At 72.0% G+C, this 20,488-nt stretch carries 23 protein-coding genes; all 23 read right to left on the reverse strand.

The features are described from left to right. Positions 1–205: 205 nt before the first annotated feature. Entirely contained in the window at positions 206–2,005 is a 1,800-nt protein-coding gene (locus ACFY1L_RS36065; protein ID WP_388833819.1) for a hypothetical protein, read from the reverse strand. Then, positions 2,002–3,144, reverse strand: a complete 1,143-nt coding sequence (locus ACFY1L_RS36070) for an AAA family ATPase (protein WP_388834723.1) — start codon at positions 3,142–3,144, stop codon at positions 2,002–2,004. Before ACFY1L_RS36070 ends, ACFY1L_RS36065 begins: the two co-directional genes overlap by 4 nt. A 192-nt stretch (positions 3,145–3,336) precedes the next feature. Continuing rightward, positions 3,337–3,558 carry a hypothetical protein gene (locus tag ACFY1L_RS36075; protein WP_388834728.1) on the reverse strand — a complete coding sequence of 74 codons (222 nt, stop codon included), beginning with the start codon at positions 3,556–3,558 and terminating at the stop codon, positions 3,337–3,339. Positions 3,559–3,877: 319 nt separating this feature from the next. Further along, positions 3,878–4,990: a hypothetical protein gene (locus tag ACFY1L_RS36080; RefSeq protein ID WP_388833822.1), complete on the reverse strand. Its 1,113-nt coding sequence runs from the start codon at positions 4,988–4,990 to the stop codon at positions 3,878–3,880. A gap of 83 nt (positions 4,991–5,073) precedes the next feature. After that, complete coding sequence (locus tag ACFY1L_RS36085) at positions 5,074–5,694, reverse strand: hypothetical protein (RefSeq protein WP_388833825.1); 621 nt, start codon at positions 5,692–5,694, stop codon at positions 5,074–5,076. A 38-nt stretch (positions 5,695–5,732) separates the two neighbouring features. Beyond that, the gene (locus tag ACFY1L_RS36090) at positions 5,733–6,146 is read right to left on the reverse strand and encodes a hypothetical protein (protein WP_388833828.1); all 414 of its coding nucleotides are present in this window, start codon (positions 6,144–6,146) and stop codon (positions 5,733–5,735) included. Between the two features lie 66 nt (positions 6,147–6,212). Then, positions 6,213–6,995, reverse strand: a complete 783-nt coding sequence (locus ACFY1L_RS36095; RefSeq protein WP_388833831.1) for a hypothetical protein — start codon at positions 6,993–6,995, stop codon at positions 6,213–6,215. 11 nt (positions 6,996–7,006) lie between these two features. Further along, positions 7,007–7,387, reverse strand: coding sequence for a hypothetical protein (locus ACFY1L_RS36100; RefSeq protein ID WP_388833834.1), 381 nt, complete (start codon positions 7,385–7,387; stop codon positions 7,007–7,009). 23 nt (positions 7,388–7,410) lie between these two features. Next, on the reverse strand, positions 7,411–7,929 hold the full coding sequence (locus ACFY1L_RS36105; RefSeq protein WP_388833837.1) for a hypothetical protein: 519 nt from the start codon (positions 7,927–7,929) through the stop codon (positions 7,411–7,413). Further along, positions 7,929–8,618 (reverse strand): glycosyltransferase, encoded by a 690-nt coding sequence (locus tag ACFY1L_RS36110; protein ID WP_388834732.1) that lies wholly within the window; start codon positions 8,616–8,618, stop codon positions 7,929–7,931. The genes ACFY1L_RS36105 and ACFY1L_RS36110 overlap by 1 nt, the downstream gene beginning before the upstream one ends. A 131-nt stretch (positions 8,619–8,749) precedes the next feature. Continuing rightward, a complete protein-coding gene (locus tag ACFY1L_RS36115; protein WP_388833840.1) occupies positions 8,750–9,292 on the reverse strand; it encodes a hypothetical protein in 543 nt (180 codons plus the stop codon). Next, on the reverse strand, positions 9,289–10,044 hold the full coding sequence (locus ACFY1L_RS36120; protein ID WP_388833843.1) for a hypothetical protein: 756 nt from the start codon (positions 10,042–10,044) through the stop codon (positions 9,289–9,291). The genes ACFY1L_RS36115 and ACFY1L_RS36120 overlap by 4 nt, the downstream gene beginning before the upstream one ends. After that, positions 10,037–11,026: a hypothetical protein gene (locus tag ACFY1L_RS36125; RefSeq protein WP_388833846.1), complete on the reverse strand. Its 990-nt coding sequence runs from the start codon at positions 11,024–11,026 to the stop codon at positions 10,037–10,039. The genes ACFY1L_RS36120 and ACFY1L_RS36125 overlap by 8 nt, the downstream gene beginning before the upstream one ends. Before the next feature lie 69 nt (positions 11,027–11,095). After that, complete coding sequence (locus tag ACFY1L_RS36130) at positions 11,096–11,731, reverse strand: hypothetical protein (RefSeq protein WP_388833849.1); 636 nt, start codon at positions 11,729–11,731, stop codon at positions 11,096–11,098. Beyond that, a complete protein-coding gene (locus ACFY1L_RS36135; RefSeq protein WP_388833852.1) occupies positions 11,671–12,453 on the reverse strand; it encodes a hypothetical protein in 783 nt (260 codons plus the stop codon). The genes ACFY1L_RS36130 and ACFY1L_RS36135 overlap by 61 nt, the downstream gene beginning before the upstream one ends. Before the next feature lie 670 nt (positions 12,454–13,123). Continuing rightward, positions 13,124–13,732: a hypothetical protein gene (locus ACFY1L_RS36140; RefSeq protein WP_388833855.1), complete on the reverse strand. Its 609-nt coding sequence runs from the start codon at positions 13,730–13,732 to the stop codon at positions 13,124–13,126. 43 nt (positions 13,733–13,775) lie between these two features. Continuing rightward, on the reverse strand, positions 13,776–15,290 hold the full coding sequence (locus ACFY1L_RS36145) for an ATP-binding protein (protein ID WP_388833858.1): 1,515 nt from the start codon (positions 15,288–15,290) through the stop codon (positions 13,776–13,778). A gap of 46 nt (positions 15,291–15,336) precedes the next feature. After that, positions 15,337–15,876, reverse strand: a complete 540-nt coding sequence (locus tag ACFY1L_RS36150; RefSeq protein ID WP_388833860.1) for a hypothetical protein — start codon at positions 15,874–15,876, stop codon at positions 15,337–15,339. Positions 15,877–15,902: 26 nt separating this feature from the next. Then, positions 15,903–16,373 carry a DUF6238 family protein gene (locus ACFY1L_RS36155; RefSeq protein ID WP_388833863.1) on the reverse strand — a complete coding sequence of 157 codons (471 nt, stop codon included), beginning with the start codon at positions 16,371–16,373 and terminating at the stop codon, positions 15,903–15,905. Positions 16,374–16,431: 58 nt separating this feature from the next. After that, positions 16,432–17,901: an SCO6880 family protein gene (locus tag ACFY1L_RS36160; protein ID WP_388833866.1), complete on the reverse strand. Its 1,470-nt coding sequence runs from the start codon at positions 17,899–17,901 to the stop codon at positions 16,432–16,434. An 85-nt stretch (positions 17,902–17,986) separates the two neighbouring features. Beyond that, entirely contained in the window at positions 17,987–19,348 is a 1,362-nt protein-coding gene (locus tag ACFY1L_RS36165; RefSeq protein ID WP_388833869.1) for an ATP-binding protein, read from the reverse strand. A 33-nt stretch (positions 19,349–19,381) separates the two neighbouring features. Then, entirely contained in the window at positions 19,382–20,068 is a 687-nt protein-coding gene (locus tag ACFY1L_RS36170; protein WP_388833872.1) for a hypothetical protein, read from the reverse strand. Further along, a complete protein-coding gene (locus ACFY1L_RS36175) occupies positions 20,068–20,376 on the reverse strand; it encodes a DUF6112 family protein (RefSeq protein WP_171143247.1) in 309 nt (102 codons plus the stop codon). Before ACFY1L_RS36175 ends, ACFY1L_RS36170 begins: the two co-directional genes overlap by 1 nt. Positions 20,377–20,488: the final 112 nt, after the last annotated feature.

Below are 20,488 nucleotides of genomic sequence, written 5' to 3' on the forward strand. Positions count from 1 at the left end.
TCGTACGGACAGCCATATTCGGGGTGATCTCCTTGCGGTGGCGGGCAGTTCAGGGGTTAAGGGCGGGTCTGTGCGGTCGAGCAGACAGATGGTGGCGTGCGTCGTCGCGGAGGGTCGTGCATCAGATGCACGATTCATGCGGCGGGCGGAGGTGGTCTGGAGTGCTGGGCGGTGGTCTCGGGGACGCTTCCGCCTTCTCGTCGTCTCAGCGTGTCCTGCGGATGGCGTCTGTGGCCGCCGTGGCGATGGCGACGGGAGCGCTGGAGGGCCGGGGCAGGTGCAGCAAGGTGGTCCCCGGCAAGTGCTGGGACTTCGCGGTGAGGGTGAGCTGGAGTACGGCGCAGCCGGCGGTCGTGAGCTGCTTGACGCGGGTGACGGCTTGAGCGGTTTCGTCGCTGCCGTAGTGGGCGTCGGTGACGATCACGAGGAGGCGGCCGGCGCCGGGGCGGCTGAGTTCGAGGCCGTGGTCGAGTGCGTCGATGGCGTAGCCGAGGTTGTGGTGGCCGCCGCCTGCATCGAACGTCGTCACGCGCTCTGGTGCCCGGTGGGTGGGCCGGGTCAATGCGGTCAGGTGCTGGTCGTAGGCGATGGTGGCGGTGAGGGAGTCGGGGTCGGTCAGGGCTGCTGCGCGTGCCACGATCCAGGCGGCGGACGCGACGGGCGCGCAGGCGGCGCGCATGGAGCCGGAGACGTCGACGGCGATGCCCACACGCAGCGGTGGGGTGGGGGAGTTGCGGCGGCGGGTGTGGGTGAACGGTTCCGCGGTGGGGATGGACCCGGCCGCGCGCTGGGCGTCGCGGGCGAGGGCCGCGCGCATGTTGAGGCGGCCGGGCGGGGTGGGGCTGGTGGTCGGCTCCTCGGTCCGCTCGCGGTAGGCGGCGGCGCGCAGGGCGCGGCTCAGGCGCGCGGCGGCACTCTGCTCGGCGGCGGTGGGCCTGCGGGTGCCGGTGACCGGGTTGCCGTAGGGGGCTGGTGTGCCGTCGGGGGTGACGGTGGTGCCACGCGGGTTGAAGACCGACTTGGCGGTGGCGGCGGCTTTGCGTCGCTGGCCGGCCCGCTGGGCGCGGTCCTGGGCCTGCGCCGTGGACTTTGCGGCCATGGCGTTGGTCGCTGCGGCCTGTGCCGCGAGGTCGGCGGCGTCGGTGGCGGCCGTGCTGTCCATGACGACCCCCACGGCGTCGGACAGCAGATCGGTGAGGTTCTTAGGCACGGGCAAGGCGGGGGTCGCGATGTCCAGAGCGTCGCACCATTGTTGGGCGTGCGCGAGCATGGCCGTGGCGTCGTGGTCGGCGCACTGGTGGGCTGCGGTCCAGATGCGGGTGAGGGTGGCCAGCAGGTTGGCGCCCAGCACCTTTGCGCACAGATCGGCGACGGCCCGGGTCTCGCCGGCGTCCAGGATGCCGACGTCACGGCGGCCCAGGACCAGGGCCGCCACGGCGGCGGCGTGCTCGATGCCCTGGAGGGTGGGGTGGGCGATGTCGGGCATGACCAGGGTTCGGGCACTGGTGCGCAAGTAGGTGCGGTCCGTGGGCCGCGTGATCAGGTGTGCGCCTTCGACGCGGCTCTCCTCCAGTAGGAGCGCGGCCTCGACGACACGGGGGTCCGCTCCGGCAGATGGTGTCCAGACGGAGTGGGCCGCGTGTGCGGCCTCGTGGACGAACACTCCCCAGGCGGCGGGATACCGCTCCTCGTCGCCCACGATCCGCGGATGGATCTCGTGGGGCTTCAGCGGGGCGAACAGGCCGGCGTCGAACTCGACCTCGCCCAGCGTGGGGAAGTACGCGGCCGGTGCGCCGCTGCGCGTGCCGGGGCGGCAGGTGACGAGGAGGTCGGGGCGGCCGGAGAGGGCGACCAGCCGGTCGCCGAGTTCGGCTCCCACGCGCAGCCACGCGGCCGGGGAGGAGGGGGGTTGCGCGGGCGGGGCGCCGTCGTCGTCCCAGCGCGCGAGGTCGGCGTCGTCGTCCCGGGTGGTGGCGGGGGACTGGACGTGGTGGTGGGCGCTCATCGCGAGCGGCCCCGTTGCGCGGAGGCGGTGCTGCCCGGGGGCTGCCGGACGGCCGAGGCGGGGAGCTGCTTGCCGAGGGTGAGGGGCGCAACCTCCTTGACGCCGGCAGCCTTGATGACGGCGGCGGCGACGGCGTCGCGATCCTCCACAGGAGCGATGCCGACGAGGTTCGCGAGCGCGGCCTTGGTGCCGAGGACGGCCTCGGTCTTCTGGTAGCTGAGCAGTTCCCGCAGTTGGGGGGCCCAGCCCAGCTCGCCGAGTTCGACTTGGTGGGCGAGGTGTCGGGCGACCCGGACCACCCGGGCATCGATCCTCAGCGCCAGGGCGAGGTCATAGTCCGTGCCGATCTGGATTTGCACGCTGAACCGGCTCGCGAGCGCCTCTGTCAACACCGCGCCGTGGACGCCGGGATTGTGGCCCGCCACCACGTAGAAGCCCGGCTCAGCTTTGATGGTCTCGCCCTTGTGGGCCTTGACCTGGATCTGCCTGCGCCCGTCCATCGCGGGATACAGCGCCGCCAGGACCTTCGGTGAGATCAAGGTGGCATCGTCGATCAGCAGGGCGCGGCCCTCGGTCATCGCGGTGACCAGCGGACCGTACTGGAAGACGTAGGCTCCCGCGTCGTCCTGTGTGTACTCGCCGACCAGGTCGCCGACCGTGGTGTCGCCGTCACCGGCGACGGTGAGCAGGTCCTCGAACGCCGCCTCGACCAGACTCGTCTTGCCGGTGCCCGGAGGGCCGTAGAGCAGCACCGGCACGTCGGCGTCGCGCAGACGGTTCAAAGCCTCGACGTCGGGCAGATCGGCCAGCTCCCGGGGGTGGTAGAGCTGGCCCCCCGCGCGGCGGATCGGGCCGGTCTGCTTCGGCGCGGCTGCTGCGGGAATGGTCGTGCGGGCGGTTGCCGCATGGGCGCGGGGAGCGTGGGTGCCCGGTGGGCTGATCACAGCGGTCTGCGCGGCTGCGGCGGTTTTCGCGTTCGCGCGGAACTCCGGCTGTCCGCTTCCGCTTTGGTCGGCCTCGCCGCGTCGCACCAGGGTGAGGGCGGCGTTGCGCACAGCGCCATGGGAGTGGCCCAGCTGCCTGGCCATGTCCCCGATGGTGAGCGTGTCCGCCGGCCGGTCGGCCAGCAGTCGGGCCACCTTGGCCCGTAGTTCGCCGCCCTTGGTGCGCGCAGGACTGGTAGGCGGTCCGGGTGTGGTCAAGGAGGGCCCTTCAACAGGTGTGGGTGCGGGATGGGTTGGCGATGCGCTGGAGAGGCTGGCCGTTCTCGGAGCGGATCACGGACTGTGCCGACATCGGCGACCGGGCCGACCGGGGCGTACCGTAGGCGCTCACCGGCCGACCGAGGGCCCGGTCCAGGTGCAGGGGATGGCCGGCGACGAGCAGCTCGCCGGCTGCCGAGCAGGCCCGTGCGTCCGCTCCGTACCGGGTTCCGTCGCTCGGCAGGCGCAGCCCGGCGCCTCTTCGAAGCCGTCCTGGAGCAGGATCCGCCGGGCGGCGGCGTTGTAGCCGGTGGTGGTGATCTCGCCGGTGACGGTGTGCCGGATCGTCATGAACGGCTCTGCTGGTGCTTCGGGCACGGCGGAACTCCTGTCGGTGGTGGCGGGGAAGCGGTGGGGTGTTGGGCGAAGGCGAGGCGGGCCCGGAGCTTCCAGCACATCAACGGTGCGTGGCTGGACCACGAACGATGGGCAATGACTGCCGACATGCTCCAGGGCGGGCCTCACCGCCCCTCAGCTACCTGACTCGCCTTTCCGCACGTTCTGATAGCCGGGTGTACCAACAACAGTCATCGGTCAAGCTCCTTAAACGTGCTGATGAGAAGGGAAGTTGAAGTCGTGTACTCGGACACGGACATGCCTGCGGGGTAGGTCACAGGCGCCGCGCGGGGGACGCGGTGCGTGCCGGCGGGGCAGGGGGTGCGGTGTCCAGGGCGGGACGTGACCGGATCCGCGGCGGTTTGGGGGTGCGGTGCGGGGGAAGGACGGCGACGGTGGCTCCGAGATCCTGGTCCGCGACGTGGACCTCGCGGACCAGGAAGGCGAACTGCCGGCCGAGCGTTTCGAGTCGGGCACCGATCTGCCGGCCCTGCACAGTGTTCAGGGCGTGGGAGAACTCGGCGACCGTGTCGAGGAGTTGTGCCAGCTGGACCATGGGACCTGCGGCGTAGCCCATCCGCGTGGCGCTGAGCAGGGCCTCGGAGACCTCGCCGGCGCCGCGCGCCTCGATGACATCCCGCAGGAGATCGTGGAGGGGCTGTTCGGGCGCGGCTTCCGGCCGGTTGAACCGGGAGGAGGAGTCCGCGCGCAGGACACCGGGCGTCACGGGCCTCGGCAACGCCAGCGAGGCCGTGTACTCGTTGTCGAACTGCCCGATCACCTGCCAGCCCGGCGCGTCCGGGTCGCCGACGAGAGCGATCACGGTGTCGGTGTTGCCCTCGGCTAGGTAGGCGAGCGTGATGAGGCGGCCGTCGACCGCGTACCACGACTCGATCAAGTCCAACTCCCGCCGCCGTTGGGCGGCTTGGGCCATCTCGGTCCACATCTGCCCTTCCTCCGCGGTGAGCCCGGTGCCGGACTGCTGGTTCAGGCGGGAGGCGTCGGCGAGGTCGGCGGCGAGACTGCCGTGCTCGGCCCAGAAGACGAGGTGGGGCCACACAGCGGCGTGCTGCTCCCGCTCGGCGGACGTCCCTTCACAGGCGGGGCGCTTGAGCACGCCGGTGATCTCGGTGTGGGAGGCGGCGAGGGCGTCGAGCAGGTCGCGCCAGGCGCTGGTGTGCCGGGCCGGAGGCAGCGTGTCGAGGGTGCTGCGGGCCGCGTCCAGCAACGCATCGGCGTGCGGGACGAGTTGAGCGGCGTAGAGGGCAAGGGCCGTCTGGTTGCGGCGGGCGCGGGCCGTTGCCCCGGCGCGGTGGTGGACGGTGCGGCCGTACCGGTCGCGAGTGGTGTCGAGCGCGGTCTGGATCTCGCGGTCGAGGACGGCCATGCGCGTCCGGAAGTCGCGTGCCCGGAAGACGAAATCGGCCGTGTCCCGTGCGGGGGTGTCGGGGATGGAGAGGCTCCTGGGTGTCAGGACCGGCGGCGCGGCGGACGGCTGGGTGGGGCGGCAGTCGTCGTGGCTGGGCGTACCGGGCCGGTGGGAGCTGTCGCTCCGGGGGCGGCTGCGTGCAGGTCGGGGGCGAGTTCTACGTGGTAGCGGGCGACGGTGAGCATCTCGGCTGCCCAGGAGGCGCGATCGTTCTCCCAGGCGTGGCCCATGTCGAACGGGAGACGGATCCAGACACTGCGCAGGGTGGGTTCGAAGCGGAAACCGGCTCTGCGCAGCACGTCGGACGCGAACGCGTCGATGTGGCCGGTGACTTCGACCTCGCCGCCCCGCTCGCGCACGATACGGATCGGCTCGGTGCCGGGTGTCACCGTGGCCGCCCGCTGTGCGACAGGGACGGCAGCGGAACGGCTGATCTCCAGGTCGGCGCAAGCAGTGATGCCCGCATCCGCATCGACCCTCTCCAGGTCGGCAGGATCCCCGAAGGTGATCTCTTCGATCGTCACCTCCAGCCTGGCGAGGGAGTCCAGACCGTGGGCCTCGTCCCCGAGCTGTGCGGCGAGTGCTTCCGCTTCTGCACTGGTCGCAGCGGTGATCGTGAAGAGGACGGCCGTGGGGAGCGTGGTGAAAGAGTAGTCAGGCATGCTTCCTGTGAGGTGATCTTGTGGGGCCGGGCGACCGGTTACCCGAAGTGGGTGAGGGAGCGGCTCAAGGGACCTTTGCCGGGGCTCCTGGGCGGGCGCACGGTGGGCGCGTGCGCGGCCGGGTCCGGCCCGGGTGGGACGGAGGTGGCGCGGGCCGGGCCGATCTGGGGGGACGGGCGGGCGGCTGCCTGGGCGAGACGGCTGCGCCGTTCGTGCGTCCTGCGGTCCTGGAGCGGGCGGGGTGAGGCCGGGGGGTCGAGGGCGGCGTCGGCGAGTACGCGGTAGCCGAGACGGCGCAGGTCGTGGACAGCCTGGCGGGCGCGGCGCTGCCCGTCGCGCTCGGGTGTGGTGAGCCGGTACAGGCCCGCGGCGCCGGGGACCGGCTCGAACTGTTCACGGGCGAGCAGCCAGTCGGCCAGGTGGCCGGGGAACGGGGAGCCGACTTCGGCCACGTAGCCGTGCTCGGGATGGACGGCGAAGCGGAAGTGGTCGAACAGGAAAAGGGGCCCTTCTTCTGGTCAGCGGTGCGGGGAGGGGGAGGGAGGCGGCAGGGCGGGCCGGACGGTGGGAGCGGGCGCCACGGTGCCTGGGGGCGGGGCATCGCCGGGGCGGGCGGCGTGGGCGATGCGCGCGAAGGCGTCGGCTTCGGCGAGCCAGGCCCCGAGGGACGGCAGTACCTGCCGTCCGAGCCGGGTGCGCAACTGCTCCGGCGGCTCCAGGGACATGGGAGGCCGGAACCGCAGCTCCCGGAGCCGGCGCTGCCACTCCTGCATAGCCGGGGTGCAGGAGGCCAGGGCGTCACCGAGGCGGTGGACGACGCCGGCGTCGGCGGGATGGTGTGGGAGGGCGGTGGTGCAGTTGGCCAGCACGCCGGGCGCGTACGTGAGAACGGGCAGGAACTCCAGCCAGACCCGTTCGACGAACACCTTCGCCGCCTCCGTCAGCGCCGTGGGAGAGCGCAGGGGCACGCCGTCGCTGATGCGCCCGGAATCACGCATCGCCTGGAGGATGTCGTACTCGGCGCGGATCGCGTCGAGGGCCGCCAGGACGGCGCCCGTACGGCGTTCGTGGAGGGCGCGGTGGTAGGCGGGCAGGAGCGTGTCCCTGATGACCTGCGCGGCCGGGCCCGGCTCTGCGGGAAGGGTGATGCTGGCGGGCGCGTGGGGGTTGTCGTAGCTGTCCTCGAACTCCTCGTAGGAGGCGAACGCCCCGATCAGATAGCCGCGTTCGGGATCCGGGCCGTGCTCGGCGAGCAGCAGCTCGATGCCCGTGTCGCTGTCGAGCTTCGCCGCGTACGGCACGCGCCGATCCGTCACGGCTCGGGCGAGGTCGCCCCGGTCCCACAGGTAGGGCAGGAGGTCTTCCTGCCAGAGGGGATTGCTGTAGATCTCGATCTGAGCGGTCCACCGTCCGGGCGCCGTGCGGCGATCTGGTCGGCGATATCGCCGAGGTACGGACGGCCGCTCACCCGGACGGTGGCCCGGTGACGGCGGGCGATCGGCAGCAGCGTCGCCATCGCCACCGGCACGCTGTCGCCGGGAGTGTGGAAGCTGCCATCGTCCCGCTTGGTGAAGCCGGCCTGCTCCAGGGCGGTGTGCGCCCATGGCCACTGATCGCCGTGGGCGATGGCGATCAGACCGTCGAAGTGGCGGCCGAAGGCCACGGTGATCTGGGCGGGAGGGTTCGGCGACAACGCGGCTTTCCTCGAAGGGGAGTTCAGGAACGGGTCCGCTGCGGTGCGGCGGTGGTCCGGGCGACCGGGCGGGTCGCGCGTGGCGCGGGAGTACCGGCCGGGGGCGAGGCGGTGCGCAGGTCGGCGGCGGTATTCCGGAGCCGGGCTCGGGCCGCGACGTACTTCTCGGCCGTCAGCATCCGCAGAACCTGGGGGTCGTTGCGCAGATGCGTGTGGCCAAGGTCGCGTACGGCCGCGCGCTGGAAGCCGGTCGTGGCGTAGGTGAGTGCCTCGGCCAGGGTGTCCAGAGCGTGCGCCATGCCCGCGGTCGCCTGGGCAAGCCGGACCAGGACGAGACGTTCCGGTGCGTGGACCGTGGCCGGGGCGGCGAACCGTTCCCGGGCGCGTTCAACGGCGTGTTGCAGATAGTGGGAGAGCGTGGCGATGTCGTCGGCGAGCGTGACCAGGTTGACGGCCTCGGGCCGGGTGGGGAATTCGGCGGCCAGTTCGTCCAGACGCCGGGCCAGGTGATCGAGCGTGGTCTGGGAGACGGCGGAGGCCATCACACCACCCCGGCCGCATCGCTCGTCGCCGGGGCGGAGAGGGCGGCTCGCAGGCTGCGCCCGTAGTTCCACGCATGCCGGCGGGGGGCTGGCTCCAGGACGTCGTAGGTGTCCTGGCGGGTCATCTGGCCTGGGTGTTTGCGGTAGCGGTAGACCGGCACGGGCAGCAGGACGCCGGACGCGAGGCAGGTGACGCCGATCGCGGCCATGTAGTCCTCGCCCTGGACCAGGCCGCCCATCGGTGCAGCGCGCACCAGATCGGTGCGCGCGAGGATCGTGGTCGGCCCGACCGGGATGGTGGCGCACGGGTCCTTCCAGTACGTCCACACGTCGCCGGCCGCGTGCCGGCCGGGCGGAGCCGGGCAGCGCCACAAGGAAGTCGTGCCGTCCGGGTAGAGGTTCTCGCCGTAGCCCGCGCACCAGCCCAGGCCGGTGGCCTCCAGCACGCACAGCCGTACGGCCATCGCGTCGTCGGTGAACAGGTCGTCGTCGTCCGCCCAGTTCACGTAGGCGGTGCGTACCTCGTTCAGCGCGAGGTTGCGAGCGCAGGCTGCTCCCACCCGGGGCAGCGGCAGGACGCGTACGCGGGCATCGTCGGCGAGCGAGGCCGGCAGCCGCCGCGGATCGGCGCCGTCGAGGGCGATCACCGCTTCCCAGGGCACGCTCTGCCGGTCGAGGCTGGCGTGCATGGCCCCCAGGCGGCCGATCCGGTCTTCGCTGAGACGAGTGGCGATGACGACCGTGACCGGGGGCAGGTGGGGCATGGACAGGAGATTCCTTCGGGAGTTGAAGAGACAGCGGTTAGGTGATGCCGGTGCCGTCAGGGCCGTCGGCGGGTGGGCTGGATGCTGCCGGTGTCAGTGGCCCGGCTGTGCTGCCCGACGACGGGTGCCGAGGAGGGGCCCGAGCTCTGCTCCGGCCCGGCGAGCGGGCGGGTGACGGCCTCAAGCGCGCGGTGGAGGCTGCGCAGGGCGGCGGCGTGACCGAGGGTGACGGCCAGCTGGCTCTCGGCGGGGGCGGCGGTGCCCGGGCGGGGCGTGAGGCGATGGGTGTCGGTAAGCCCGATCACCGTCGTACTCAGGTGGGCGGCGGCACGGTTGGTGTGGGCGAGGGCGGCGGCGAGCTGGGCGAGGTAGTCGCGTCCCGCCCTGGTAGCACCGAGGGAGCTGTCCGTGGTTTGCCGCAGATCCGCGACGAGCACATGGGAGAGGTCGTTCACCGTGATCAGCTGCTCCAGCATGGGCGCGAGTGCGGCCAGCGCGCTGCCGGTCTGTGGTGGAACCAGGCGGGTGGCGGACTCGCTGATGTGGCGCTGCCAGCTGGCCAGGCGGGCGCGGACGACGGCGTCGTTGGCCAGGCTCATCGGCGCTGCCCCCTGCGCGGTGCGGCGGGCGCATGGGGCGGATAGGTGCGCGGGCCGTCGGGTGAGGGGATGGCGATGTGGAAGCCCTTCAGCCGGAGGCGGTGCACGCTGATGGTCAGCTGGCGCCGGGCCGCCGTGTCGGTGAGAGAGTCCGGCAAGTGGCATTCGCCGGTGGCCGGGTCGAGGAGGAATCCGCCGCGGGCGAGCAGTTCGCTGACGGCGCCGAGGTAACCGGTGCGGATCCGCGGACGGCGGCGTTCGTCGAGGGCGACGTGGACCTGGAGGTGGCCCAGGCTGCTGCGCCGGATCGGGGTGGGCGAGGCGAGGCGGTAGTCGGTCAGCAGCCGCCGGTGCAGCCGCGCCGCGGCGCGGACGGGGTCGGCTGGGACGGCGATCCCGCGTGGGGCGCGCAGGCCCGTCACGTGCTGGTGGCTGGTGTTGGCGGGCAGCATCGGCAGCGCCAGGTACTCGCCGGTGCGGTGGGGGCGGGGCATGACGTACAGCTGCAGGCCCCAGTGGTGGGTGAGCACGCTGCGCTGGATGTTGTCCGTCTGGAACGCGGCGTACGGCAGGGGGCCGCTGTCCCAGATCCGGTCGCTGGCCGGGTCGGTGGCGATGGGCACCGCAGTCGGGTCGGCCTGCCAGCCGGGCAGGCGGTCGGCGAGCGCTCGGGTGAACTCCGATATGGGCAAGGCCGGTTCCTCGACCGGCGAGGCGCCGGGGCGGCCGGTCACGACGGGGCGCTCAGGCATGGGCGTCGGTTTGCTGGCAGGTGTAGCCGATCAGCGTCGACTGGCCCGGCGTGGTCGGGACGGTGGCGGCGTCGGAGCAGGTGAACGTGTAGGTGAAGGAGGGGGAGCGGGTGGTGCCGAGCCAGGCACGGTCGTCCTTGCCCGGGATGATCTCGTAGCCGGCGAAGACCATGTCGCGCTGGGTGTGCGTGTGGGAGAAGACGACGAGGGCCTGGCCGTCGGTGGTCTTGAGCGCGTAGCTGTCGGCGTACTGGGTGGCGGCCAGGGAGAAGCGGGTGGTGCCGCGGGTGCCGAACTTGGTGCCGGTCTCGTCGTGGACCTTGATCTGACGGGCCGATGCCTTGGAGGAGGCGAAGACCCTCTTGCCGGACAGACCGCCGCCGGTGGCGAAGTTGTCGCCGATGGCGGTGCGCAGCACGTCGACGGGGGCGGCCACGTTCTGGGTGGAGGTGGCGTCCACGGCGGTGGCGTAGCCCTGGGCGTCCAGGGCGATCTTCGGCAGCTTCCTGGGGTCGGTGAGGTCGACGGTGGCGACCATCTCCCACCGCTTCGTCTTCGCCTGCTCGGCCATGACCAGCACGCGGGTGTACTGCTTCTTCTTGCCGCTGAGGCTGACGGCGGCGAACCACTTCTGCTGGCCGGCGGCGATCCGGGGGATGTAGACGTCGGTGGCGTCCAGGTCGTACGACCACGGCTTGTACGTCTCGCGGTCGGCCTTGGGCAGGCCCTCGTTCTCCTTGTAGTCCGCGACCGACTGCGCGTACAACGCGCCGTCCTCGACGGTGTCGAGGATGCTGCGGCTGGAGTGCGCATTGGCCTCGTTGTTGATCTTGGAGTAGCGGGAGATCTGGGAGAGGGCCTCGTTCTTCGTCAGCGCCGGCTCTGGGGTCGGGGTCGGCGAGGCGGCGCGGGTGGCCTTGGCCGGGGTGCTCGTGCCGGAGGAGGTGGTGCTGCATGCGGACGCGGTGAGCGCGATGGACACAGCGGTGAGCAGGAGGGCGGCCTGGCGGGCGGTGGTGTGCGACGGGATGTGAGTGCTCCGGGGGCGGGATCAGCGGGAACGGGACGGGGAGGCGGCTGCAGCGGCCGACGGCACGGTCGCGGCCGGTGGTGTGCGGGTGTCGGCGGCTGTGCGCAGTTGCTTGGCGGCGCGGGCGAGGTGGATGCGGCTGTCGCCGAGGCGGTCCACGAGCCGTTGCTGCTCGATGGCGATCGCCCGGGTGCGGGCAGGGCCGGGTGCCTGGTGAGCGAGGTCGGCGAGCTGGCCGAGGTGGCGGACGGCGGCACCGAGGGCGGCGAGCGCGAGCCCGGCGGGTTCGGCGGCACTCGCGAGCGCGAGGGTCGTACGGCGCACCGTGGCCGTGGCCGTGGCCGTGGGCCGGGCCGGGTAGCGGGTGGCGGCCCGGTGACGGAAGGCGCTCTCCCCGGCCAGGAATGCCAGCAGGCGGGCCAGGTGGCGGACTTCGTCGTCCAGGATCTCGCTCAGCGCCGGATCCAGGCGGATCTGGTCGGGAAGCGGAAGCTGGTCGGAGACGGCGTTGAACTTGTCGGCCATGTCGTGCAGCAGCATCCGCTGGTCGGGATCGGACGCGGACAGCGGTAACTCCTTGATGCCGAGGCGGTGTTCTACCGCCGGGAGGGGGACGTCGCCCCCGTGGCCACCGGCGTCCTGCTGGCGGCTGCCCATGCTGCGACGGGAGGCGGGAGGGGTGCGGCACGGCGGAAGTTGACCCCGATGCCCTCGGCCATCAGTCGCTGGGCGGCGAGCTGGACCAGCAGGGCACGCTCCTTGGCGCTGTAGGAGGCCGGCAGTACGAAGGCGAACTCGTTCGAGCGGTACTGGAAGCGGCAGCCGAACAGCGTCATGCGCGCCTGCTCGGGCACCGCGTCGTACGGTGCCCCCACCACGCCGTCCGGGTACCAGACCAGCGTGAGGGTCTGCGCGACCTCGGGCGCGGGCCGGCGGTACGGCGGCTCGGGCTGGACCAGGACGTTGTCGCGGACCGTGTCCAGGGCGGCCCGGTAACGGGGCAGCAGGCGGCGGGTGACTGCCGCGGCGGCGCGCACCGGGTCGCTGGGGACGGCGATGCCGTTCGGCTCGCGCACCGGGGAGATCTGATGTGTCTTGAAGCCCTCGGGCTCCAGGGCCGCCACCACGAACTGGTGGCGGTAGCGGGGCCGGTCGACGAGGTAGAGCTGTTGTCCGTCGGGGCCGTTCAGGACGGCGCCATGGTCTGTGCCCTGGCTGACGATGTAGTCGACATGTCCGGCATCCCAGAGCCGTTCGATGATCGGGAGCTGGTCCTCGTAGGTGGGGTGACGGTGGTACTCGCTCGACCACGTGCCGGGCAGACGTTCGGCGAGCGCGGCGGCGAAGGCGGACAAGAAGGTCGTGCGGGGCGTGGGCATCGGGTCCTGAGGTGCTGCGGCGGGTGGTGGGGCCATGGGAGATCAGCGCCGTGGTCCTGGGGACCCGGGCTGCGGACCGGGCGGGGCCGGGGGGACGCCCGGTGTGGTGCCGGTCTTCAGGAGCGTGTCGAGGTTCGGGGGCGGGTCGTAGTGCGCGCGGAGGATCTGGAGATCCGCTTCGGTGGCCATGGCGAGCGCAGACGCTATGCTGCTGGCGGCGCCGCGCAGCAGCCAGGGCGGTGATCCGGGTTCGCCTCCGCGGTTTTGGCCCTTCCACTGGGCGGTGACGGCCAGGTGGTCGATGACCTCGTTCAGGAACGGCTCGACCGCGTCCAGGAAGGTGTTGAGCGCGGCGTGGAACTCGGCCGGGGTCTCGGCCGCCTCCAGAGCTGTCCGGTAGGGGCTCAGGTCCGGGGCAGGGAAGGGCTCGGGCGGCAGGGGGTGCCGGACGCGGAAGGGCTCGGCGTCGCGATCGGCCCAGCGGTGCAGGTCCGCCTTCGTGGCGGAGCGGGTGTGGTAGGCGTGGATCTGCTCGGCGGTGCGGCCGACGTTGTCGTACAGCTCGAAGTCCGGGTTGCTCAGGGGTGCTCCAGGTCTCGCGCGTCAGAGGTGTCGTCGAGCGTGCTGCCGGGTGTAACGGGGTTGGTCCGGCCGTGAGTTGGTCCACTCTTCACCGGGCAGGCCCGGCGTGCCCGGCAGTTGCGGGTGCTTGCGGCAGGCGGGGTTGAGTGTCCGATCCGCGCCTGCGGGGAGGGGTATCGGGAGCCGCCGCAGACGGCGTACCGGACGTGAACCGCGCAGTACGGGTCCGGGAGAGTTCCTCGGAGGCGGTGCGCAGTTGCCCGGCCCCAGCGCGCACCAGCTCGGCGACCTGGTAGAGATGGCCCTGGAGCGGCTCACGCACGGAGGCCGGAATCGGAGTCCGTGGGCCGTTGGCCGGCTGGAGGACGTGCTGGTGGAGGAAGCCGAGCCGCTCGACGACCTGCCCGAGGTGGCCGAGGGAAGCGCCCAGAGACGGCGCGCACTGGGCGAGTGCGAAGGTCCCGTAGCGCTCGGCGGGGCCGTGCGCCGGCCGGTCGTACACCTCGTGCCGGTAACTGGTCTCCAGCTCCTCGCTGATTTCCGTCAGGATGAAGCCGAGGTCGCTGATCAGGGTGCGGATGGCCGGGCTGATGTCGTCACCGCGCCGTAGCTGTTCAGCCCTCGGCAGCTCCGCGGTGATCCGGTCGAGAGTGCGGGCCAGTTGTTGGAAGTAGCGGGGGTCGGCAATGTCGGGCATCAGGAAGTGACGGTCTTTCAGTCGGAGTGAACCCGCAGGGGTTTCAGTGCATGCGGGCGTCGGTGTCGAAGAGCGCCAGCTCGTGCGGGTGGAGTTGATGCTGGACGATGAAAGATCGTCCGGCGACCCGCCAGAGCCCCCGTCCCCGGTTGAGGTGGGAGACCGCGCCGGTCTCCACCGTGGTCAGCCCCAGGAGGGCTGCGGCGGCGTGGAGTTGGTCGGTCTCCTGGCGGTAGATGATGCGGGTGGAACAGTCGGCGAGGAGGCCCTCGGCGAGCGCGCGCCCGCGGGATCCGGCGTCGCCGGCGGTGAGCAGGTCGGACAGCCGGTGGATCACCATCAGGTTGGCGATGCCCAGGCCGCGGCTCAGCTTCCACTGGGACTGCATGCGCTGCAGGAGGCCGGGGTGGCGCATCAGGCGCCAGGCTTCGTCGTAGACGATCCAGCGCCTGCCGCCGTTCGGGTCGGTGAGCGCGGATTCCATCCAGGCGGAGGCGCAGGTCATGGCGAGGACGAGGGCGGTGTCGTCGCCGGAGCCGCCCAGGCGGGACAGGTCGATGGTGAGCATTGGTGAGTGGGGGTCGAATGTGACGGTGCTGGGGGCGTCGAACATGCCGGCGAGGTCGCCGTGGACGAGGCGGCGCATGGCGTGGGCGAGGTCGCGGGAGGCGTCGCCGAGGCGTCCGGACATCAGGTCGGCGGCCCGGTCGAGTTCGTCGGGGTTGTTGAGGGTGGCGGCGATGTCGCCGAGCAGCGGGGTGCGTCCGGTGGCGGTGGCGCGGGTGACGACGGCGTCCAGGGCGACGTCGAGGCCGGTGTGTTCCATCGGCAGCAGGTCCCGCCCGAGCACGGTGCGGGCCAGTGAGCCGAGCAGCAGCAGGCGGCGTTTGCGGATCTCGCCCGCCCAGTCGGCCTCCGAGACGCCGGTGGGCCGGGGAGCTGCGTCCAGGGGGTTCAGCTTGCCGGGCAGGCCCGGCCCGAGCGCGATGGAGGTGCCGCCCAGCGCCTGGGCCACCGGCGTCCACTCCCCCTTCGGGTCGCAGGGGACGTAGACCCGGTAGCCGAAGGCGATCGACCGCAGCGCGAAGGACTTGGCCAGCGCCGACTTGCCCTGGCCGATCACCCCGGCCAGCAGGATGTTCGGGTTGGTGAAGCCCTCGATCTTGCCGTACAGGGTGAACGGGTCGAAGCAGAAGCTGGCTTCGGCGTGGACGTCGCGGCCGATGTAGATGCCCTCGGCGCCGAGGCCGCCTTCGGCGAGGAACGGGTAGGCCCCGCTCGCGGTGGCGGTGGTCATACGGTGGGCGGGGAGCTTGAGCCTGCTGTGGCGGGCGGACGCGGGGCCGGGCCGACCGGCGGGCGGGAAGAGGGGCGCCGGCATGGCCTGTTCTTCCACGTCGGGGCCGCTGGTGTGGGCGGCGGCCTCGGCGCGCGCTTTCGCGGCGGCCTCGGCGAGCTGCCGACGGGCGGCCTTGCGGGAAGCACGGTCGGCGTGGTGTGGGGTGAACAGGGGGCTGGCGCTGGCGCGGCGGGCTCGGCGCGCAGGCCGGTGACTCATGGCGGGGCGGCTTTCACGTGACGGCGGTGGGACGGCGGAGCGGCGGTCAGACGGCCGGCGAGGCGGTGAAGAGAATCGGAGCCCGGTAGCTCTTGCCGTCGCCCGACCAGTCCAGCTGGATGTAGCCGTCGGCGAGGTAACGCCCGGAGCCCGCCTTGTACTTGAGGGTGCCGGTCGAGTACGAGCCGTTGCCGTTGCTGCTGCTGTGTTCGAGCGCGTGCTCAAGTCCGGTGTAGGCGCCCGACTTCACGACCGGGTCCGTGCCCTTGACGCTCTTCTTGGTCTGGAGGACGAACCGGGCCTTGTTGAAGGTCAGGGTCGAGCGGTTCTTCGCCGTGTACGGGCCGTCCCAGTAGACGGTGGCGGTGGTGTAGATGTAGCCGCCGGAGCGCATGGCGCACAGCGTGACGTCGAAGTCCCAGTTGTCCGAGTCGGGACCGGTGTAGCTCGGGTCGTCGACCGAGTGGCTGCTGGTCTTGCAGTGGTAGCTGGCGGCGGATGCCGGAGTGGCGGTGGCCAGGGCGGCGGTGCCGGCGAGCGTGGCGAGGGCGATGGCGGCGGAGGTGGAGCGCTTCAGGGCGCGCAAGTGCGGGGCCTTTCGGTGGTACGGGGTTATCGGCTGCAGGCGGTGGTGTGGCCGTGCAGCGGGGTGTTGAGGTCGCTCGGGGTGGTCTTGCGGCGGACGATGTGACCGGCGGCGAGGTGGCGCTGGCAGATGGTCAGGACGGGTGGTCCCTCGGGCAGCCGCTCGGGGTGGCATTCCGTGTCCGTCGGCGTCGTGTCCGCGACGGGCAGGAGGTGGAAGGCGTCGTGTACCGCGGCGGCGGCCTGGAACAGCCGGGTGTGCGCGGTGGCCAGATGCCGTCCGGCGGCCGGGTACGGGGGCCGTGTGGTTGCGGCGAGCTGGTCGAGCAGGTGGTGCAGCGCGGTCAGGTGGGCGTGCAGCACGTCGAGGTGCACGCGGTTGGCGGGTGCAGTGGTGTGCTGGGTGCGTGGGGCGAGGGCGCGGGCGTGGTGGCGGATGCCGGCGCTGGCGGCCCGCAGATACGGGTACGCGTCGTCGACGGGAAGAGCAGAGGTCAAAGGGGAAGAGTTCCTTCCTGCCGCGGCGGCAGGACGTCGGCCGGCACGGGGGCGGGGGTCACAGGGCCGAGCGGGCGAGCGGAAGGGCGCCGAGCGTGAAGGCGTCGGGCTGCTGGTAGTAGAGCCGTCTCAGGTCGACCTGGGCGGTGACGGCGGCGGTCTCGATCTGCGCGCACGCGGCATCCAGGAGCGCGTCGGTTGCAGCGGACACGGTGAGCAGCCCGGTCAGCGCCACGTCGGCGTGCCCGGCGATCAGCTGCCGTTCCCGCATCTTGACGTCGGCGTATTCGACGGAGTCTGCTTCGGAGTCGACCTGTCCGCGGCGCGAGCGTTCGGTGGCGTCCGCGATGATCGCCGCCTTCGTGCGCTGCACGTCGCGCATCGCGGACTCGAGCCCCTGCGGCACGTAGATAAGGGAGAGGGCACGGCGGACCCCGGCGGTGAACATCAGGCCGTGCAGAAAGCCCGCCGAGGTTTCGGTGCGGGGCCAGTCCTCGACCCAGTAGGTGGCGTGCCGGGCTGTATCGGTGGCGAGCCGGTCGTACTCCTCGACCTGGACCACGGGCCCGGCGGCGGCCGGATCGGCTTCCGCCCGGCCGGCGGGAGACCACTGCTGCAGCGCGGACAGCGCCGCCGGGTCGTAGGCGGTGCGGATGACGGCGGCGATCTCCCGCGCGGTCAGCCAGCCGGTCACCATCAGTCCGGCGCTGCGCGCGGCCTGGGCGATGGCTGAGGTGGTCTGCTCCATCACGGTGAAGCTGCCGGGCAGTCCGCCTCCTGCCTGGGAGATCAGGCGCTTGGCGGCCTTGAGGTCGAGAGAGATCGCCAGGTACGTCTCGTGTGGGGCGGCGGCCGGTCCCGCGGAGGCGACCAGGTCGCTGTAGACCTGTCCGGCGACCGGGGTTTCGGGGCGGCCATAGTGGGTCCAGTGGCGGGCGAGGGTGTCGCCGCTGTCGGGGACGGTGCGCTCCAGGACCTGCACGGTGGCGACGTGCCCGGTGCGGGCGATGCCCGCCAGGGCCCGCCCCCATCCGGCGACGTTGTGGTTCTGGCTGGCCGGGTCCAAGAGCGCGAACGCGCGTGAGGTGACGCGGGCGACGGCGGTGAGGGTCTGGCTGTGGGGGTCGTGCACGGCGGCGGCTCCGTTGGCGGAGTCGCCGGGCGTGACCACCTTCAACGAGGCGGCGGTGCCGGGCAGGTGCAGGATGCCGTCCTGGCGGGGCCGGGTGACGGGCCGGGCCAGCCACAGGGTCTGGCCGGTGCGGCGGCGGTGGGCGTAGCGGGTGACGATCGGCGCCCAGTCGATCAGGGAGCGGCCGTTGCGGCGCACCGCCACCAGGGCGGCGGCGACGGCCCAGACGGGGGTCAGGACGAGCGCGCCGAGCAGCCCGCTGGTCACCACCGTAATCAGGAGTAGCGCCAACGCCGTGGAGACGAGCATGAGTTGGGGGAGGGAGAGGCCCAGGAGAATGCCGCGCCGGGATCGGTGCGGGAATTTGACCGTGATCGGGGAAGCGAGTTCAGACAAGGAGCCGGTTTCCGATGGAGCGCGGGGCCGGGACGGCACCCCCACGGGTGCGGGTGCGCGGTGCCGCCCCGGCGCGAAGGGCAGGTCAGAGGCCGGTAGGCGAAGGCGGTGGCGTGCCGTTCCCGGTCGAACTGCTGGAGTTCGGGGACGGCGGGGCGCCCTGCGGCGGCGGAGCCGTGGTCGGCGGAGAGGACTGCCATCCACCAGCCGGGCCGGCCGCGGTGCCGGACCCCGAGCCGCCTGGGCTGGGGGTTCCGCCCATCTGGCTGCTGGTGTCGTCGGCGACATGAGTCGGCGGGGGCTGCACGGCCTTGTCCGGACCGCTCTTGGTCTCCTCGCTGCCGGACGACGAGGTTCCTGAGTTGCTGCCTTCGGTGCCGGCGCTCGGGGTGGGGTGGGAGGCGATATCGCCCGGGAAGCCGCCGGGGACGGCGTCTGGACCCTGGGGTGCGCCTCCTGCTGCTGCGGCGGCTCCGCCGGTTCCGGCGGTGGCGACCGCGGCACCGGCCTTGCGTCCGGCACGTTCGGCGTGCTGGCGGGCCATCTGCGCGCCGGCCCCGCCGGAGCGGTGCAACGTTTCCGCGTCGGAGCCTTCGGAGGCGGCCCAGTGCACGAACTTGAACGTGGCGTACGGGCACAGCAGGACCAGGGCCATGATGACGATGCCGGCCATGACGTCGGCGAGGGCGGCGATACCGTCCTTGGCCTCGGTCTTGCCCATCGCCGCGATGCCGAGCACGAAGATCACGGTCATGAGGAGCTTGCTGACCACGAGGGTGGCGGTGGCTTCGATCCAGCCCTTGCGCCAGCGTCGGGCGGCTTCCCAGCCGCCGCCGGCTCCGGCGAAGACGGCGAGGGTGACCATGACGAGGATGCCGACCTTGCGGACCATCATCACGCACCAGTAGAGCATGGCGCCGATCGCGGCGCCGATGCCGACGAAGACGGTGACGAGCCAGCCCAGGCCGGACAACTCGGCGATCTGTCCTACCTTGACGATGCGCCGTACTGCCGTGGCGATGTCGAGGTTGGCGGCTTTGAGGAGGCCGTCGGAGAGGGCGTCGACGACTTCGATGGCGACGGTGGTGAAGGCAATCGCGGTGAACGCGAAGATCACGCCGGTGGCGGTGCCGGTGAATGCCTGGGTGAGCGCTTGGCCGTCGCGGCGGATCGCGGCGCGTACGAGCTGGGCGCAGAACGTGGCGACGAGGCAGATCAGGCCGATCGGCAGGATCATCTCGTAGTTGTCTCGGAACCACCCGGCATTCAGGTCGACCTTGGTGGTGGTGTTGACCGCCTCGGCGGCCAAGTCGGCTGCGGCGGCGGCGAGTTCGCCTGTGCTCTTGGCCATCCAGTTGCCGATGGCCGTGCCGGGGTCGGAGGCGAAGTCCACGGCGTCGCCGACGGCACAGAGCTGGGACGCGACGGGCAGGTCGCAGAAGCCCAAAGGGGAGTCCCTCCTTTCTCAGGTGAGGGTGTGTCAGGGCACGACGCTCGGGGCGATGGAGACCAGGGAGCAGCTCGCGTTGGGGCGGCACTGCACGGCGAGGGTGATGGAGCGGTCCTCGGCGCCGGCTCCGCCCTTCGTCCAGGCGATCTGCTGCTTGCCGGTGACGGTGACGGCGTAGATGTACGCCTCGGTGATCGCCGACGGGTCGTCCGCCAGTGCTTCCTTGAAGGCCGAGGGGTAGTGGGCCTCGGTGACGGTGGCGGTGGCGTACTGGTCCTGGTCGGCCATCCGCGACCACAGCACCGGATCCGGCACCTGCGCGGCGGTCGAGGACCAGTCGGCGTACTTCGTCTCCGACGTCAGCCACGCCCGCATCCCGGCGAGCTGCTCATCGCGGCTGGTGGTGCGGGTGTCGTACGACCAGAGCATCGCGGCGGCGGTCTTGGCGAAGGCGACCGGGTCTGACAGCTGCGGAGGCTTCGCCACCGAACCGGTCCCGGCCGACGCCGACGGGCCGGCGGACGTGGCGGTGCTGCTGCTCGGCCCGGTGGACGGAGCGGCGGTCTGGTTGTCGCTGGCTGTGGTGCGCCCGGTGAGCAGGGCGACGACGGCGGCGAGGACCAGCAGGACGGCCAGGCCGATCGCGATGACGCTGACCCGTTGCCGGGTCGACCAGCCGAGGCCGTAGCCGGACAGGGAGAGGGGTTGTTTCGGCATCAGTGGACTTGCGACCCCAGGGCGGAGAAGAACGCCACGATCCCGTTGGCGGCGCCGAGGCCGAGGGCGGCGCCCGCCGAGACGACGGCGCCCTTCTTGCCGTTGGCCTCGGCCTGGTGGCCGCCGGTGTGGTGGCCCCAGGCCCACACACCGAGGGAGACGGCGAGCGCGCCGACGACGGCGACGATTGCGAACAGGTTGATCGAGTTGACGACGTTCTTCAGCACCGCGAGGCCGGGAAGCCCGCCGCCGGAGGGCGTGATGCCGGGGTCGTAGGCCAGGTACTGCACAGTTGAAAGCAGGTGCAACAAGGCTCCTTGGGCACGCCGAAACCGGCGCGCGGGGGATCACGGAATGAGAGGAAGGGCGGGGCGACTGCCTCGGAGACGGATGGCCGGCCAGCGGGGCGGCAGGCAGCCG

The sequence above is a fragment of the Streptomyces sp. NPDC001663 genome (assembly GCF_042893105.1).
Taxonomy (GTDB): Bacteria; Actinomycetota; Actinomycetes; order Streptomycetales; family Streptomycetaceae; genus Streptomyces.